This is a genomic window from Sorangium sp. So ce321 (assembly GCF_051530195.1).
Taxonomy (GTDB): Bacteria; Myxococcota_A; Polyangia; order Polyangiales; family Polyangiaceae; genus Sorangium.
The window spans coordinates 14462889-14477092 of record NZ_CP150329.1; the positions used below are offsets into that span (position 1 = coordinate 14462889).

Here is a 14204-nt window from a genome sequence, read left to right on the forward strand (position 1 = left end):
CGGCAAACCAGGCCGGCGCGACGCTCCTTCTTGCGGATCGTCCCCTTGAGCCACCGGCGCGGATGCTACACACCCGCGCGTCTTCAATCCACGTCCATGTGTCTGCTCGGTTGACGTCGCGCCCCTGCGTGAGCCGGGCCCGAGCAGGCCTCGTGTATTTTTCGCGCCACGTGCTGCGCTGCGCTTGCTGCGAGCGCCGCGCGCCTCCCCGGAGCGCGGCCCGCGGATCGGTCTACCTGGGCGGCGCCGACAGCGCGCAGCGCAGCAGCTCGAGCTTCATCGCCTTGCCGGCGGGGCGCGCCACGAGCAGCGCCTCCGCGGAGGCCGCGATGGGCTCGCCGCGCCCGAGCGCCGGCTCCGGGCGCAGCCCGCCCTCGATCTCGCCCTTCGCGGTGAGCGCCGCGAGCTGCGTCGGGCCGGAGGCGTTCGCGATCGCGAGCCACACCGCGGCGCCCTCGCGGCCGCCGGCGCTCGACCCGCCTGGTCCCGCGGCGCCCCGGAGGAGCGCTGGCACTCCGGCGCCGAGGCCGAGGGCGGCCTCGGGCGGGGCGTCCTGCTCCCGGTCGCCGCCCACGAGCACGCGCGGCTCCGCGGCGCCGCCGAGCCGCACCAGCACGGCGCTGATGCGCCCTCCGATCGAGCCGCTCGGCGTATCGTCGTCGCGGAAGGCCAGGACGAGGCTGTCGTCCTGGCCGAGCGCCAGATCGTACGCGAGCACGTGCCCGTCCTTCGGCGTGACCGCGCGGGGCGTCGCGGTGAGCGCGCCCGTCTCGTCGAGCGGGACCGCCTCGAGCCACTGGTGCGCGATCGTCTCGCCTGCCGCCGCGGTGTCCTCGTTGGCGTCGTCGCCCTCCTTCGCCGCGGCGCGCCTCGCCGGCTCCTCGGCGCGCGCGATGTACGCGAGCCAGTAGCCGCCCGGCCGGGCGATCAAGCGCGGCACCTCGGCGTCGGTGCTCGGCTGGGAGACGGGGCGCGGCGAGGTCACGGAGCGCAGCGAGCCCACGTCGGCGGAGGCCAGCATGATCCGCGATCGCTTCCCGTCGCGGGTCACGTCGTCCCAGACGATGACCGCGCGCTCGCCCGACGCGGCGACGTCGAGCGCGAGCGACTCGTCGCGGCCCTCGGCGAGCTCGGCCCCCCAGGTGACGTGCTCCCCGTCGATCCGGGCGATCTTGATGGCGCGCCCGCCGGCGTTCGGCTCGAGCATCGCGGCCAGGACCGCGCCGCCCGCGCCCGCGACGATCGGCGGATCCATGTCGCCCCGCGATCGCGCGAGCCGGACGAGCTTCCCCTGGGCGCCGTCGGCCGAGAGCGTCGCCACCATCGCGACGGTCCCGCCCTCCGCTTCCCGCTGGGCGCCCACGGCGAACCCGCCGGCGAACGTCGTCCCGCGGCCGACCTCGACCGCGAACGGCGCGAGATCCTCGGCGCTGTCCGCCGCGCCGCCCCCCGCGCCCTGCTCGGGCTCGGCGGCCTTCGGCGCCGGCGGCGCGTCGCCGATCACGAACGGCGCCGCGCCCGCGGGCGCGCAGCGCGGAGGCGCAGGCTGCGCCGTCGCGGCGGGACCCGCCGTCGCGGCGGGATCGTTCGGGTCGCCCGCCGCCGGCGTGGCGCTCGACGGCGCGGCGGCGCTGCCCGCGGCGTCGTCCGGCGTGGAGCAGGCGCGCCACACGACGAGGCCCCCCACGACGAGCGCGACGGCGAGGGCCCCCTTCCAGGCGACGCCCTCGGGCTCATCCTCGGTGGGCGGGCGTCGATCCGCCGTCGGCGGGCGTCGATCCTCGGTGGGCGGGCGTCGATCCGCGCTCGGGTTCCCCTGGGGGGCGCGGTGGTTGGGCTCCATGGGCGCAGCGTGTTAGCGCTGATCGCGCCGTGAGGGCAGGGGTTGGCGCCGGCGCACGCCGGTACAGCCTCGTGCCGCGGTCACCGCCGGCCGCCGCGGACGCCACCGGCGCGCCGCGCTCCAGCGCGCGGCGGGCTCGGCCGCGACCACGAGAACTTTCCCTCCGGCGCCAGCGGGGTTATCCGCGGCAGGAGCGACGCCGGGGCCGTCGCCGCGGGCATCCAGCGGGCCGGCGCGGCGGGCGGCCGACGCCGCGCCCGACCTCCGTCATGCCGAGCCGTACTCTCTTCACCACGTTCCTGCTGGGGCTCGTCGCGCTGTGCTGCGCGGCGTGCGTCGGCTCTTCCCCCACGCCGCTCGCCCCCGCGCTCCGCGGCTCGATCGGCGTCCCGCACCACGGCGTGATCACCGACGCCGTCGAGCTGCCGAGGCAGGGCGAGGGCTACCGGCTGCTCCGCAGCAACGGCATCCGCTGGGGGACCGCGGGGCTCGTCGCGGCCGTCCAGCGCGCCGCCGCCGAGGTCGCGCGGGCGCGGCCGGGCGGCGAGCCGCTCGTCATCGGCGATCTCTCCGCGCGCTTCGGCGGCGCGACGCGCGGTCACCGGTCCCACCGCACCGGGCGCGACGCCGACCTCCTGCTCTACGCGCTGACCCCGGACGGCCGCCCGGTGCGCTCGCCCGGCTTCATCGACTTCGGGCCGGACGGGCTCGCGCGGATCGGCGACGGCGGCGACGCCGACCGCGCGCCGCTCCCCGGCGCGCAGGAGTACGTCCGCATCGACGTCGAGCGCACGTGGCTGCTCGTGAGGTCTCTCGTCCGCTCGCCCGACGCGCACGTCCAGTGGCTCTTCTTTGCCCGGTGGCTCGAGGCGCTCGTGATCGAGTACGCCCGCGCGCTCGGCGAGGATCCGGAGCTCATCTGGTATGCCGAGAGCGTGCTGCTCCAGCCGGGCGACAGCACGGCGCACGCCGACCACCTGCACCTCCGCGTCGCGTGCACGCCGGACGAGTTCCTCTCCGGCTGCCTCGGCGGCGGCCCGTACTGGCCGTGGCTCCCGGCGGTCCCGCAGCTCATCGCGCCGGCGGACAGCGACCTCGCCGCCGCGCTCCTCGACGACCTCCTGCCCGGCGGCGCTGCAGCGGGCCCGCGCGCGGTGGCGCCCGACGGCGCGCTGTGAGCCACCTCGTCGCGCTGGGCGACGCGGCCGACGTCTGCGCCGCGCTCCCCTCCGAGGTGCGGTTCGATCTCGTCTACCTCGACCCGCCCTTCGGCGTCGGGACGACGATGACCGCGCGGTCGGCGCGCGGCCAGGCGCGCGGCCGGCGCAGGCCCGAGAGCGGACCCGACGCGTACGACGATCGCGCGAGCGCCGACGCGCTCGTCGCCATGCTCGCGCCGCGCCTCGCGGCCGTCCGCGAGCGCATGGCCGAGGGCGCGACGCTCTACCTGCACCTCGATCACCGCGCGGTCCACGACGCGAAGGTCGCGTGCGATCGCCTCTTCGGCCGCGGCGCCTTCCTCGGCGAGATCATCTGGGCGCCCGGCAATGGCGGCCGCGGCGCGCGCGGCTTCTCGGTCACGCACCAGACGGTCCTCCTCTACGCGCGCGCGGCGAGCGAGCGCGGCCGGGTCGTCTACAACGCCTCGGACCCGGCGCTCCGCGAGCCTTACGCCGAGACCAGCCTGGCGATGCACTTCAAGCATCGCGACGAGGACGGCCGCTTCTACCGGGAGCGGGTCCTCGGCGGCAAGGCGTACCGCTACTACGCCGACGAGGGGCGCCGGCTCGGGAGCGTGTGGACCGACATCCCCGGGATGGTCGCCAACACCCCGCTTCGTCGCGAGGCCACCGGCTACCCGACGCAGAAGCCGGTGCGGCTGCTCGAGCGCATCGTCCGCGCCTCGTCCGCGCCCGGCGCGACCGTCGCGGATCTCATGTGCGGCAGCGGCACCACGCTCATCGCGGCGGCGCGGCTCGGCCGCCGCTTCGTGGGCGGCGACCGCAGCCAGCTCGCGTTCGCCACGGCCTGCGAACGGCTCGACCGCGAGGGGGTCGCGTACAGCGCGATCGAGGTGCCCGGCGGGCGCGCGGCCGACGCCGACGCGCACGACGACGAGTGAGCTGCTGACGTCTCCGGCGCGCATCCGGCGTCGACCGGCGCGCTGACCTGCGGCGGGCGGCGCGGCGCGCGCGGGCGTCTCAGACGAGGTCGTCGATCGGCCCCGCGCCCTCGCGGACGACCTGCACGTCGCCCTGGCTCAGGTCGATCACCGTCGTCGGCACGGCCCCGCCGGTCCCCGCGTCGAGGACGAGGGCGAGCCCGGGGAACCTGTCGTCGATCTCGCCGGGGTCGAAGATCGGATCCTCGCCCGGCGGCGCCGCGGTCGTGCTGATGAGCGGCCGCCCGAGCGCGCGCACCAGCGCGATCGCGACCGGATGGTTCGGCACGCGGATGCCGACCGTCTTCTGCTTGAGGTGCACGTACTTCGGCACCTCGCGCGTGGCCGGGAGGATGAACGTGTACGGCCCTGGCAGGAAGCGCTTGAGGATGCGGTACGCCTGGTTCTCGACGATGGCGTAGCGCGCGATGTCGCTCAGATCCGGGCAGATGAACGCGAGGTTCTTGTTCTGGCGCATCCCCTTGATCTGGTACAGGCGGTCGATCGCCTGCTTGTTCATCAGGTCGCACCCGAGCCCGTAGACGGTATCGGTCGGGTAGCCGATGACCTCCCCCTTCTCGAGGAGGTCGACGGCTCGCGCGATCTTGCGTGGTTCCGGATGGTCGGCGTTGATGGGCTGGATCACGGGAACGGGACCATGGGGTCGCCCGGCCGGCTCCGCCAGTGCTGGCCCGATGAGGCGCGGCCAGCGCTGGGCAGCCGAGGAGCGGGCGCGGGGGTGAAGGGAGCGGGGGGCGAGAGCCCCGTGGTTGCGAGCCTCTCGCCGCGGACAGCCGGCGCGAGGCGGCGAGGATCAGAGGAAGGAGACAGGGCCGCTGACGCGGCGCGCTACTCCTTGAGCGCCTCGCTGCCGCCGATGATCTCCATGAGCTCCTTGGTGATCGCCGCCTGCCGCGCCTTGTTGTACTCGAGCGTCAGCGAGTCGATCATCTCCTTGGCGTTCTTGTTCGCGGCATCCATCGCCGTGAGCTTGGCGCCGAGCTCGCTCGCCATCGACTCGTAGAGGGCGCGCAGCATCGAGATGTCCACGTACATCGGGACGAGCCGCTCCAGGAGCGCGCCCCGGTCGGGCTCGTAAACGAACTCCGCCGCCTGTCCGGATTGCGAGACGCGGTCGCTCTCGTCTCCCTGGGCCTGCGCCGGCGCGCCGGCGGGCAGGAGCCGCTCGACGACGACGGTCTGCGTCATCGCGCTCTTGAACTCGTTGTAGACGATGTAGATCGCGTCGACCTCGTTCTTGTTGAACGGGGCGAGGATCTTCGCGCCGACCGCCTGCGCCGTCTCCAGGCTGAGCTTGTCCCAGACCCCGGGCAGGTACTCGAGGATGGGCGCGTTGCGGCGGTTGAGGTAGTCGCGGCCCTTGCGGCCGATGACCGCGATCTGGACCTCCTGACCGGCCTCGGTCCGGCTCTTCCACTCGCGCTCGGCGCGCTTGTTGATGTTCGTGTTGAACGCGCCGCAGAGCCCGCGGTCGCTCGTGAGCACCAGGAGCAGCACGCGCCGCTCCGGGCGGGTCACGAGCAGCGGGTGCGCCGGCCTGTCGCCGGTGAGCGCGGCCGCATAGCCCTCTGCCTCGATCCCCTCCGCCGCGGGCGCGTCCGCCGAGGGCGCCGCGACAGCGTCGCGCGTGATCTCCCAGAGCACCTCCTGCACCTTGACGGCGTAGGGCCGGAGCTCGGTGATGCGCTGCTGCGCCTTGTTGAGCTTGGCACCCGCGACCATCTTCATGGCGCGGGTGATCTTCTGCGTCGACTTGACGCTCGAGATCCGCTTGCGAATGGCCTTGAGGCTGGGCACGGCTGCCTACTTTTCCTTTGCCTTCGAGGCGCTCTTGCCGTTCTTCGACTTCGCCTTGGGGGCCGGCGCCGCCTCCTCGTCGCCCGCTTCGTCCGCGGCCTCGTCGGCCTCCGCGGCGCTGGCGCTCGAGGCGCCGCTCGCGTCCACCACGAACCGCTTCTTGAACGCGTCGATCGCCTTCGTCATGCGGGACTTGAGGTCGTCGTCGAGGACCTTCTTCTCCCGGATGTCCGTGAAGATCTGGGCGTGCTTGCCCTCGATGAACTTGTAGAGCTCATCCTCGAAGCGCGCGAGCGAGCTCACCGGCAGGCTGTCGAGCAGGCCCTGCGTACCGGCGTAGATGATGAGGACCTGCTTCTCGACCGCCAGCGGCACGTACTGGCCCTGCTTCAGGATCTCGGTGAGGCGCGCGCCGCGCTCGAGCTGCGCGCGGGTCTTCGCGTCGAGGTCCGAGGCGAACTGGGAGAACGCCGCCATCGCGCGGTACTGCGCGAGATCGAGGCGCAGCGTCCCGGCGATCGACTTCATCGCCTTGATCTGCGCGTTGCCGCCGACGCGGCTGACCGAGATGCCGACGTTGATGGCCGGGCGGACGCCGGAGTAGAAGAGATCCGCCTCGAGGAAGATCTGCCCGTCCGTGATGCTGATGACGTTCGTCGGGATGTACGCCGACACGTCACCGGCCTGCGTCTCGATGACCGGCAGCGCCGTGAGCGAGCCGCCCGACTTCGGGTCGCGGACGATCTCGTAGTCGCTCGCCTTCCCCTTGTCCGAGAGCTGCTGCTCGAGCTTCTTGATCTCGTCCTTCTTCTCTTCCTTGCGCGCCTGCTCGAGCTTCTCGAAGAGGGCCGGGTCGACCGTCTTCCAGAGCGAGTCTTTCGCGGAGTGCATCCCGTGCGCCCCGACGTGCGACTTGCCGTCGACGCCGCGGTACGAGTGGTCGCCGCCCTCGATCTTCGTCCCCTTCGGCACGACGTAGAAGATGTCGGCCATCTTCGCCGCGCGCTCGAGGAGCCGCGAGTGGAGGTAGAAGACGTCGCCCGGGTACGCCTCGCGGCCCGGCGGGCGGCGGAGCAGGAGCGAGAGCTGGCGGTACGCGACCGCCTGCTTCGACAGGTCGTCGTAGATGCACAGCGCGTGGCGCCCGTTGTCGCGGAAGTACTCGCCGATGGTCACGCCGGTGTACGGCGCGATGAACTGGAGCGGCGCGGTCTCGCTCGCCGTCGCGGCGACGATGACCGTGTACTCCAGCGCCCCGTGCGCATCGAGCCGGTCGACGACCTGCCGCACCGTCGACAGCTTCTGGCCGATCGCGACGTAGACGCAGATGACGCCCTTGCCCTTCTGGTTGATGATCGCGTCGACGGCGACGGCGGTCTTGCCCACCTGGCGGTCGCCGATGATGAGCTCGCGCTGGCCGCGGCCGACCGGGATCATCGCGTCGATCGCCTTGATGCCGGTCTGCATCGGCTCGGTGACCGGCTGGCGCTGGATGATGCCGGGCGCCTTGACCTCGACGCGGCGGCGCTCGGTCGTGTCGAGCGGCCCCTTGCCGTCGATCGGCATGCCGAGCGCGTTGACGACGCGCCCGAGGGTCGCCTCGCCGACGGGCACCTCCATGATGCGCCCGGTCCGCTTGACGGCGTCGCCCTCCTTGATGACGCTCGTATCGCCGAAGATGGCGGTGCCCACGTTGTCCTGCTCGAGGTTCAGCACGAGCCCCATCAGGCTCCCCCCCTCGGAGCCGGTGAACTCGACGAGCTCGCCGGCCATGGCACGGCTCAGGCCGTGGACGCGGGCGATGCCGTCGCCCACCGTGAGCACGGTGCCCGTCTCGGTGACCTGAGCGGCCTTGTCGATGTTCTGGATTTGCTTCTTGATGATCTGAGAGATCTCTTCGGCGCGGAGCTGCATGCGGAGTCCTCTGTCGGGAGACGCTTGGGCTTCGGAATCTACGTCGTCAAGGTCAAGAGGCCAGCCAGCGCTGAGCCCCGACCCATCGTGAAACAGGGGTGCGTGTTCGCGTCCCCTCAGGTTCGGAGCAGGTTGTCACGGAAGCTCGACAGCCGGGTCCTGAGGCTGCCGTCGATCACCTGATCGTCGATCTGGGTGACCACGCCAGCGATGAGCGAGGGGTCCTGCCGGTGGGTGATCGAGATCTTCCTGCCGGTCGCCTTCTCGAGCTCGGCCCGGAGGCGGTCAAGGTAACCATCGCTCAGCGGGCCTGCGCTCGTGACGACGGCCCGGGCGATGTTCTGCTCCTGATCGACGAGGAGCGCGAGCTGCCGGGCGATCTCGGGCAGCGCCGCGAGCCGCCGGCGACGCGCGAGCAGGAGGAGGGTGTTCTTCGTCACCTCCGAGAAGCCGGCGCGGGCGCCGACCTCGCGGATCAGCTCCTCGCGCGGGGCCTCCGGGATGAGCGGGTTGTCGAGGACGAGGCGGAGCTCCTCGCTCGACGAGTACATCGCGCTGGCGTCCCCGATCTCCCTCGAGAGGGACGGGAGGGTGCCGGTCTCCTTGCCGATCTCGAAGATCGCGCGCCCGTAGCGTCGGGCGACCGCCTCGTTGCTCATATCGCTGCTCCGGTGGTCTGGGCTCCGCGGGGGGCGCCGGCGGAGACGGCCGCGGGGATGGCCTTCAGGTACTCTTCGTTGACCCGGTCGAGGTCCTCCCGGCCGACGCGCTGCCGGAGCAGCTCCTCGGCCGCGGTGACGGCGCCCTGCACCGCCTCCTGGAGGAGCATGGCGCGCGCCGCCTTGAGCTCCTGCTCGATGCGGAACTCGGCGTCGCGCCGCATCCGCAGGCGCCGCTGCTCCGCCTCGGCGAGCACGTGCGCCTTCTCGAGCTCGGCCTGCGTCGCGTGCTCGGCCTTGAGCTCCGCGAGCGTCTCCTCGAGCCGCGTGAGCTTGTCCTCGTACTCGTCGAGCCGCTGCTCGGCCTCTCGCTTGAGGCGCGAGGCGGTGTCGAGCTCCTGCATGATCGTCTGCTTGCGCTTCTTCAGCGCCTCGGCGACGGGCTTCCTCCCGAAGCGGACGACGATGAACGCGAGCAGCCCGAAGTTCAGGACCGAGGCGAGGAACGGCGGCGGCTCGTTCTTCGGGTCGCACGGGTTCTTGTCGTCGTGGTAGCGCCAGAGCAGCGAGTTGATGCCGCCCTTCGCGGCGGCCTCGTTGTTCACGCCGATGAGGCCGCGCCACCAGTTCACGTGCGGCGGCGGATCGGTCGGGCCGTGGCCGGGGCAGTGCTCCTCCCCGTGCGACGCGCTCTCCGTGGTCTCCGGCGGCGCCACGGGGCGCGCGCGGCCGGGCCCACCGCCCTGCGGCGGCCGGAGCCCGTGGCCGGGCGGGAGCTGGCGGCCGCCCGGCCCGAGCGGGCGACCGGGCTGCATGTCGCGCGGGCGGGGCTGCAGCTGCGGCGAGCCCGGCTGGGCCGCGCCGGGCTGAGCCGGCTGGGCGGCGCCGACCGGCGGGTGGCCCGGGGGCATCGTCGGCTGCGGGGCCGGCTCTTGCGCGAGCGCGGTGCCGGCGGCGAGCGCCGCGGCCAGGCCGAGGGCGAGCGAGGAGCGGCGGAGCGGCTTCTTCACTGGCGCACCTCGCGGCCGAGCATGCTGGCGGCGATCTCCGCCGCGAGCGCGGGCTGGGCGGCGGTGAGCTCGCCGCGCATGCGGGCGACCTCGGCCGCGATCTTCGCCTTGCCGTCCTCGATGATGCGCGCGGTCTCGGCGCGGGCCTCGGCCATGATCTGCGCCTCGATCTTCATGGTCTCGGCGCGGAGGCGCTCGCGCTCGATCCCGGCCTCGCGCCGGACCTGCTCGATCTCGGCCTCGTAGCGGGTGAGCAGCTCGCCGGCGCGCTCGTCCATCTCACGCGCTTCCCGCTTGGCGCCGTCGGTGCGCCGCTCACGCTCCTCGAAGACGCGGAGCAGCGGGTCGAACAGCAGCGGCTTGAGCACGACGATGAACGTCGAGAAGAGGACGACCTGCGCCAGGAACGTCAGATCGAAGTCGACGGCGATGCCGGCGGCGCCGGACGCGAGAAGGGGGTGCATGGCGTTCGGATTCACGGGTGCTTGTTCGGCGACGAGGGCGGCGCAGCGGGAGCCGCGCGCTGCCCCGCGCCCCCGGGGGAGGGCGTTTCGACGCGCCGGCACCTAGCACGTGTCAGTCGAAGCTGGAAGGGCTCTCGGCAGGGCGGCCGGGCTCGCCTCGCCGAGGCGCGCCGCGCTCGCGCGCGCTGCGTGTTACAGGCTCGCGAGCGAGCGCATCATCTCGTCGAGGCCCGCCTCGAGATCCGCGGCGCTGGCGCGGCCCGACGTCTCCAACGCTGGCGCTCGCGGCGCGCTGTCCTCGTCGCGGAGGGCCTCGGCCGCGCGTGGATTGCGGAACCAGTCCTCGTCGAAGCGCTCGATCAGGTCGCGCCGGTCGCGCGCCGCGAGGAGCGCCCCGGCGAGCCGGACGGCAGCGTCGGGCTCGAGCGCCGGGACGACCCCGGCGAGCGCCCCCGGGATGGGCGCGCCGAGCGCGCGGGCGGTCGCCTCCTCGAAGCGATCCTTGCGGTCGCGGGCGGCCAGGAGCAGCACGTGCCCGCCTCCGTCCGGGCCGCCCTGGAGCGTGAGCCCCACGGTCGCGGCGTCGAGGCGCAGCGAGAGGACGAGGCTCTGCGCGGTCGCGCGCGCCTGATCGAGCGCGCGGCCTCGGCCGAGCCCGAGCGCGCGCGCGCAGAAGACGGGGTCGGCGACGAGGCCGCCGAACAGCGCCGCGCGGCGCGCGCGTTGGAGATCGCACGGCGCGTGTCCGAGCGCGAACGGCCCGCGCGCGGAGGCGCGCGACAGCGCCGCGCCGAAGCGGGCGAGCGCGCGAGCGAACGACGCCGCGCCGAGGGGCCGCGGCAGCGGTCCGAGATCGATCGCGAGGCCCTCGGTGAGCCTTGTCGGGCGGAACAGCTCCTCGAGCCAGCGGGGGCCGAGCCGCGCCGGCCACCCCGAGGCGGCGTCGCGGCCCACGGCGCGCCCGAGGGCGCCGTGCCAGGTCGCCGCGGGCTGCAGCATCGGCTCGGTCCGCTGCAGCAGCGCCTCGGCCGCGCCGAGCGCCGCGTCCGGCGGATCGCAGGGGATCTCGACCGCGAGCCGGCGCGCCTCGTCGAGCCGGCGCGCGGCCTCGTGCCGCCGCTCGACGAGGATGCGGGCGGCGTCGGCGACGGCACCGGCGCCGCGGGCGAGCACCTCGGCGAACGTCTGCCGTCCGGCGTCGCTCGGATCGGCGAGCAGCCTGAGCCGCGCCTCGTGCGGCGACATCCGCGCCGGCTCGGGCACGTCGATGAAGAGCGACGCGGCGTGCCAGGCCGCGGCGAGCCGGAGGCGATCGGCCCAGACGACCCGCTCCAGCGTGAGCGTGTAGACCCAGTCGGCGAGCGGGGCCGCGAGGCCGGTCGGGTCCGGCGCCGGGGCCTCCGCCTGGCTCGCGAGCCCGAGCTCTGCGCCCAGGCTGGGGGTCTTGCCGGTGAGCTCGAGGTAGGTCGTCCGCGCGCTGACGCGCCGGAAGGGATCGAGCGGGTTCTCGAGCCGCGCCCTCGCTTCGGCGGCGGTCGCGCCGTCCTGGTCCGCGTCGGCCGGGGCCGGACCGCGTCGGGTGACGTCGTCGAGCGCCGCGCGCCACGCGCGCGCCGCGCGCGCGACCTCCCGATCGAAGCGGATCAGATCGATCTCCATGCTCACCTACCCGTGCACCGCGGCGGCCGTCCCGAGCCGCCGGGCGATCTCGCCCTCGGCGCGCGCGAGCTCGGCCAGCCGGCCGCGCGCCGCGCCTTCGTCGCCGGCGACGTCGACGGCGAGGTCGACGAGGGTCCGGTAGTGCCGCGCCTCCGACGCGAAGAGCTCCTCGTAGAGCGGCGCGAGCTCGTGCTCGCGCGCCGCGAGGCCGTCGGCGAGCAGCCGGAAGCGCTCGCAGGAGCGGGCCTCGATGATCGCGCCGACGAGCAGCCGATCGATGAGCGCGGCCTTCGCGTTGCGCGCGCAGGTGCTGGACGCCGCCTTGCGCAGCTCGCTCGCGTACTCGTCGGTCTCCGGCTTGCCGAGCGCGAGGCCGCGCTGCTCGATCTCGTCGAGCAGCGCGCGGAAGTGCCGGAGCTCCTCCTCGGCGAGGTCGACGAGCGCGCGCGCGAGGCGCGGGATGGACGGCCAGCGCGCGGCGAGCGACAGCGCGTTCGACGCCGCCTTCATCTCGCAGTGGGCGTGATCGGTCAGGAGCGCCGGCAGGTCGGCGAGCGCCACGTCAGCCCAGCGCGGATCGGTCGGTAGGGTCAGGCACAGCACGCAGGGTCGACCTAGAGCAGGCGCGCCGCGGCGAGAAGGGGGAGGCGGTCGTCAACGCCGCACGCCGCCGCGGGCCGGACGTCGTGCCGCGCGACGGTCGGGCCACGCGATCTGGGCCGCGTGATCTGGGGCCGCGTGGCGGTCGGGCGGCGCGGCCTGACGGCCTAGAGCCCGTCGGACGACGCGCGGGTCAGCCCGCTCGACTCGAGGTGGTACGCGAGCCCGACCACGAACGTGGTGGGCCCGCCGCCGGCGAGCGCCCGGCGCGCGCTGGCCTCGACGGAGAACTGGGTGCCAATGTAGGCCACGCCGAGCGACAGCGCGTGCTGGTCTGCGCCCTGATCGAAGCGGTAGCCGGCGCGGAGCGGGAAGTGATCGGCGACGAGGTACTCGCCGCCCGCCATGAGGCGGTACGTGGCATCGATGTAGGAGTTCAGGTCGACGAGCCCGTCGACCTCGATGGAGAAGTCGTCGGTGCCGAACCCGATGCCGCCGCCGACGGTCGTGGGGAGCAGCCCGTTGTTCGGGTAGGAGAGGTTCTGTCCGACGGCGGCGATGTACAGGTTGTCCGCCGGCTTGATGGTGATCGCGGCGTCGAACGTGAACTCGTTCACGAAGGAGTGGCGACCGGCGGCCTTTCCGTCCTCGGTCTCGGCCAGGCCGCCGGCGACGGGGTCGTACCCCAGCCTGTCCTCCTTCTGCTGTCTGTTGCCGAGGCCTCCCGCGAGGAGCGTCCCGTCCTGCGTGATCTTGGCGTAGCGGCCGGTGAGCCCGACGAAGAGGCGTTCGGTGATGGGGTAGGCGAGGCCCACCCGCGCATCGAGGAACGTGCGATCGACCCCGTCGGCGTCGACGAAGCCGCCGACGAAGGAGAGCGCCCCCGCCAGCTTTCCGGTGACCGAGTCGACGACGACGCCGCCGTACGCGTGGCGGCCGGCCTCTGGGCTCCCCTGGAAGAGCCCCTGGAGGTGGTAGACGCGGGTCTCCACCATGGCGGAGGGGTTGATGAAGACGGCCGACGTCCCGTTCCCGAGCGCGCGCAGCGCGCCGCCGAAGGCCGCGGCGCGGGGCGTCTCGTTCTCGCCGTACGCGTAGGCGAGCTGCGGCGGCAGCGACGACGGCTCGGCCGCCGCCGACCCTGCGGCCGTGACCACCGAGAGCGCGGCCGCCGCCGCCAGGGCCCTGGCCCGCGCAGAGGTCGCCGCCTGGCACGACGACCGCTCCGGCGGCTGCGCCAGGAGTGCCCCCTTTGTCAACCAGATCCCCAACGGCATCGCTTCGCCATACCCCACACCGGGACCCCGGGGGCAAATTCTCGGAGGCTGAAATCGGCTCGCCCCGGTCGCTCTGTGCTGGACGAGCTCCGCATTCCAAAAAAAGCTGGAAAATCCGACGGCTCTAGCCTCTTGACGACGAAATGAGCGGGTTTTGCTCTGCAATCGTGACCGCGTCGTGAAAATCACCGACCTGCGTCGGGGGTTTTGGCTCCTGGTGTCCGAGGGGCCGAGCGAGGGTGACGCGAAGCCGGCTTCGCAGTGCGCTGTGGACTGAATTTACATCAATGATCATCGATACTTGAGCCAAGTTTCGCAGTTGGGGATAGACGCCCGGACTCACCCGGTGCTACCTCGGATTCGTCCTCGGGGCGGCCCTGCGCCGCACCGAGTCCTCCAAAGGGTGGCCCCGAAAGGGGCGCTGTGGGCTACCGAGCTCTGTGAGGCGGTATGGGGGACGGCTGTGCCGATCTGTCTTCCAATGCAATGGACCTCGACGCGACGGTTGCACCCCCACCACGATCGCCGTGCTTGGCCGAAGCCGAGCCGAGCACCGGTGCAGTGGGGCCGTATTTCCCACCCGCATTCCTTGGATGCGTGCGGACGATGACTCGAGGACGAAGCGGCCGTGGGCGGACTGTTGAAAAGTCGACGCGCCCTTCGATTACATTCAGAATAACATAGAGATCTCCAGGGGTTAGAGGCGAGTCCTCGCTGTGAGACCTGTGGATAAGTTGGGGGCGACGCTTCTTCGGTCGCCCCCGAAACCTATTTTCGTGGAGCGGACTTCAGAGCAGCG

General features: G+C 73.1%; 12 protein-coding genes. 2 read left to right on the forward strand and 10 right to left on the reverse strand.

The window, feature by feature from the left end; all coding sequences use genetic code 11:
* Window positions 1-232: 232 nt before the first annotated feature.
* Window positions 233-1843 carry a hypothetical protein gene (locus WME89_RS53755; RefSeq protein WP_438007230.1) on the reverse strand — a complete coding sequence of 537 codons (1611 nt, stop codon included), beginning with the start codon at window positions 1841-1843 and terminating at the stop codon, window positions 233-235.
* A 269-nt stretch (window positions 1844-2112) separates the two neighbouring features.
* On the opposite strand from WME89_RS53755, the gene WME89_RS53760 reads away from it, so the two are divergent.
* Together WME89_RS53760 and WME89_RS53765 are read left to right on the forward strand one after the other, a co-directional pair.
* Window positions 2113-3021: a penicillin-insensitive murein endopeptidase gene (locus tag WME89_RS53760; RefSeq protein WP_438007231.1), complete on the forward strand. Its 909-nt coding sequence runs from the start codon at window positions 2113-2115 to the stop codon at window positions 3019-3021.
* The gene (locus WME89_RS53765; protein WP_438007232.1) at window positions 3018-3965 is read left to right on the forward strand and encodes a DNA-methyltransferase; all 948 of its coding nucleotides are present in this window, start codon (window positions 3018-3020) and stop codon (window positions 3963-3965) included. Before WME89_RS53760 ends, WME89_RS53765 begins: the two co-directional genes overlap by 4 nt.
* A gap of 79 nt (window positions 3966-4044) precedes the next feature.
* Here the strand turns inward: WME89_RS53765 and WME89_RS53770 are convergent, their stop codons facing one another.
* The 9 genes from WME89_RS53770 to WME89_RS53810 all read right to left on the reverse strand — a co-directional run bounded on the left by WME89_RS53770 (window position 4045) and on the right by WME89_RS53810 (window position 13387).
* Window positions 4045-4650: an L-threonylcarbamoyladenylate synthase gene (locus tag WME89_RS53770; protein ID WP_438007233.1), complete on the reverse strand. Its 606-nt coding sequence runs from the start codon at window positions 4648-4650 to the stop codon at window positions 4045-4047.
* A 203-nt stretch (window positions 4651-4853) separates the two neighbouring features.
* Window positions 4854-5822, reverse strand: a complete 969-nt coding sequence (atpG, locus tag WME89_RS53775) for an ATP synthase F1 subunit gamma (RefSeq protein WP_438007234.1) — start codon at window positions 5820-5822, stop codon at window positions 4854-4856.
* Between the two features lie 6 nt (window positions 5823-5828).
* Window positions 5829-7736 carry a F0F1 ATP synthase subunit alpha gene (gene atpA / locus WME89_RS53780; protein ID WP_438007235.1) on the reverse strand — a complete coding sequence of 636 codons (1908 nt, stop codon included), beginning with the start codon at window positions 7734-7736 and terminating at the stop codon, window positions 5829-5831.
* Between the two features lie 116 nt (window positions 7737-7852).
* A complete protein-coding gene (gene atpH, locus WME89_RS53785) occupies window positions 7853-8395 on the reverse strand; it encodes an ATP synthase F1 subunit delta (RefSeq protein WP_437622770.1) in 543 nt (180 codons plus the stop codon).
* Window positions 8392-9405, reverse strand: coding sequence for a F0F1 ATP synthase subunit B family protein (locus WME89_RS53790; RefSeq protein ID WP_438007236.1), 1014 nt, complete (start codon window positions 9403-9405; stop codon window positions 8392-8394). The genes atpH and WME89_RS53790 overlap by 4 nt, the downstream gene beginning before the upstream one ends.
* A complete protein-coding gene (locus tag WME89_RS53795; RefSeq protein ID WP_438007237.1) occupies window positions 9402-9869 on the reverse strand; it encodes an ATP synthase F0 subunit B in 468 nt (155 codons plus the stop codon). The genes WME89_RS53790 and WME89_RS53795 overlap by 4 nt, the downstream gene beginning before the upstream one ends.
* 192 nt (window positions 9870-10061) lie before the next feature.
* Window positions 10062-11528, reverse strand: coding sequence for a hypothetical protein (locus WME89_RS53800; RefSeq protein ID WP_438007238.1), 1467 nt, complete (start codon window positions 11526-11528; stop codon window positions 10062-10064).
* A 6-nt stretch (window positions 11529-11534) separates the two neighbouring features.
* On the reverse strand, window positions 11535-12131 hold the full coding sequence (gene miaE / locus WME89_RS53805; protein ID WP_438007239.1) for a tRNA isopentenyl-2-thiomethyl-A-37 hydroxylase MiaE: 597 nt from the start codon (window positions 12129-12131) through the stop codon (window positions 11535-11537).
* A 164-nt stretch (window positions 12132-12295) separates the two neighbouring features.
* On the reverse strand, window positions 12296-13387 hold the full coding sequence (locus WME89_RS53810; RefSeq protein ID WP_438007240.1) for a hypothetical protein: 1092 nt from the start codon (window positions 13385-13387) through the stop codon (window positions 12296-12298).
* Window positions 13388-14204: the final 817 nt, after the last annotated feature.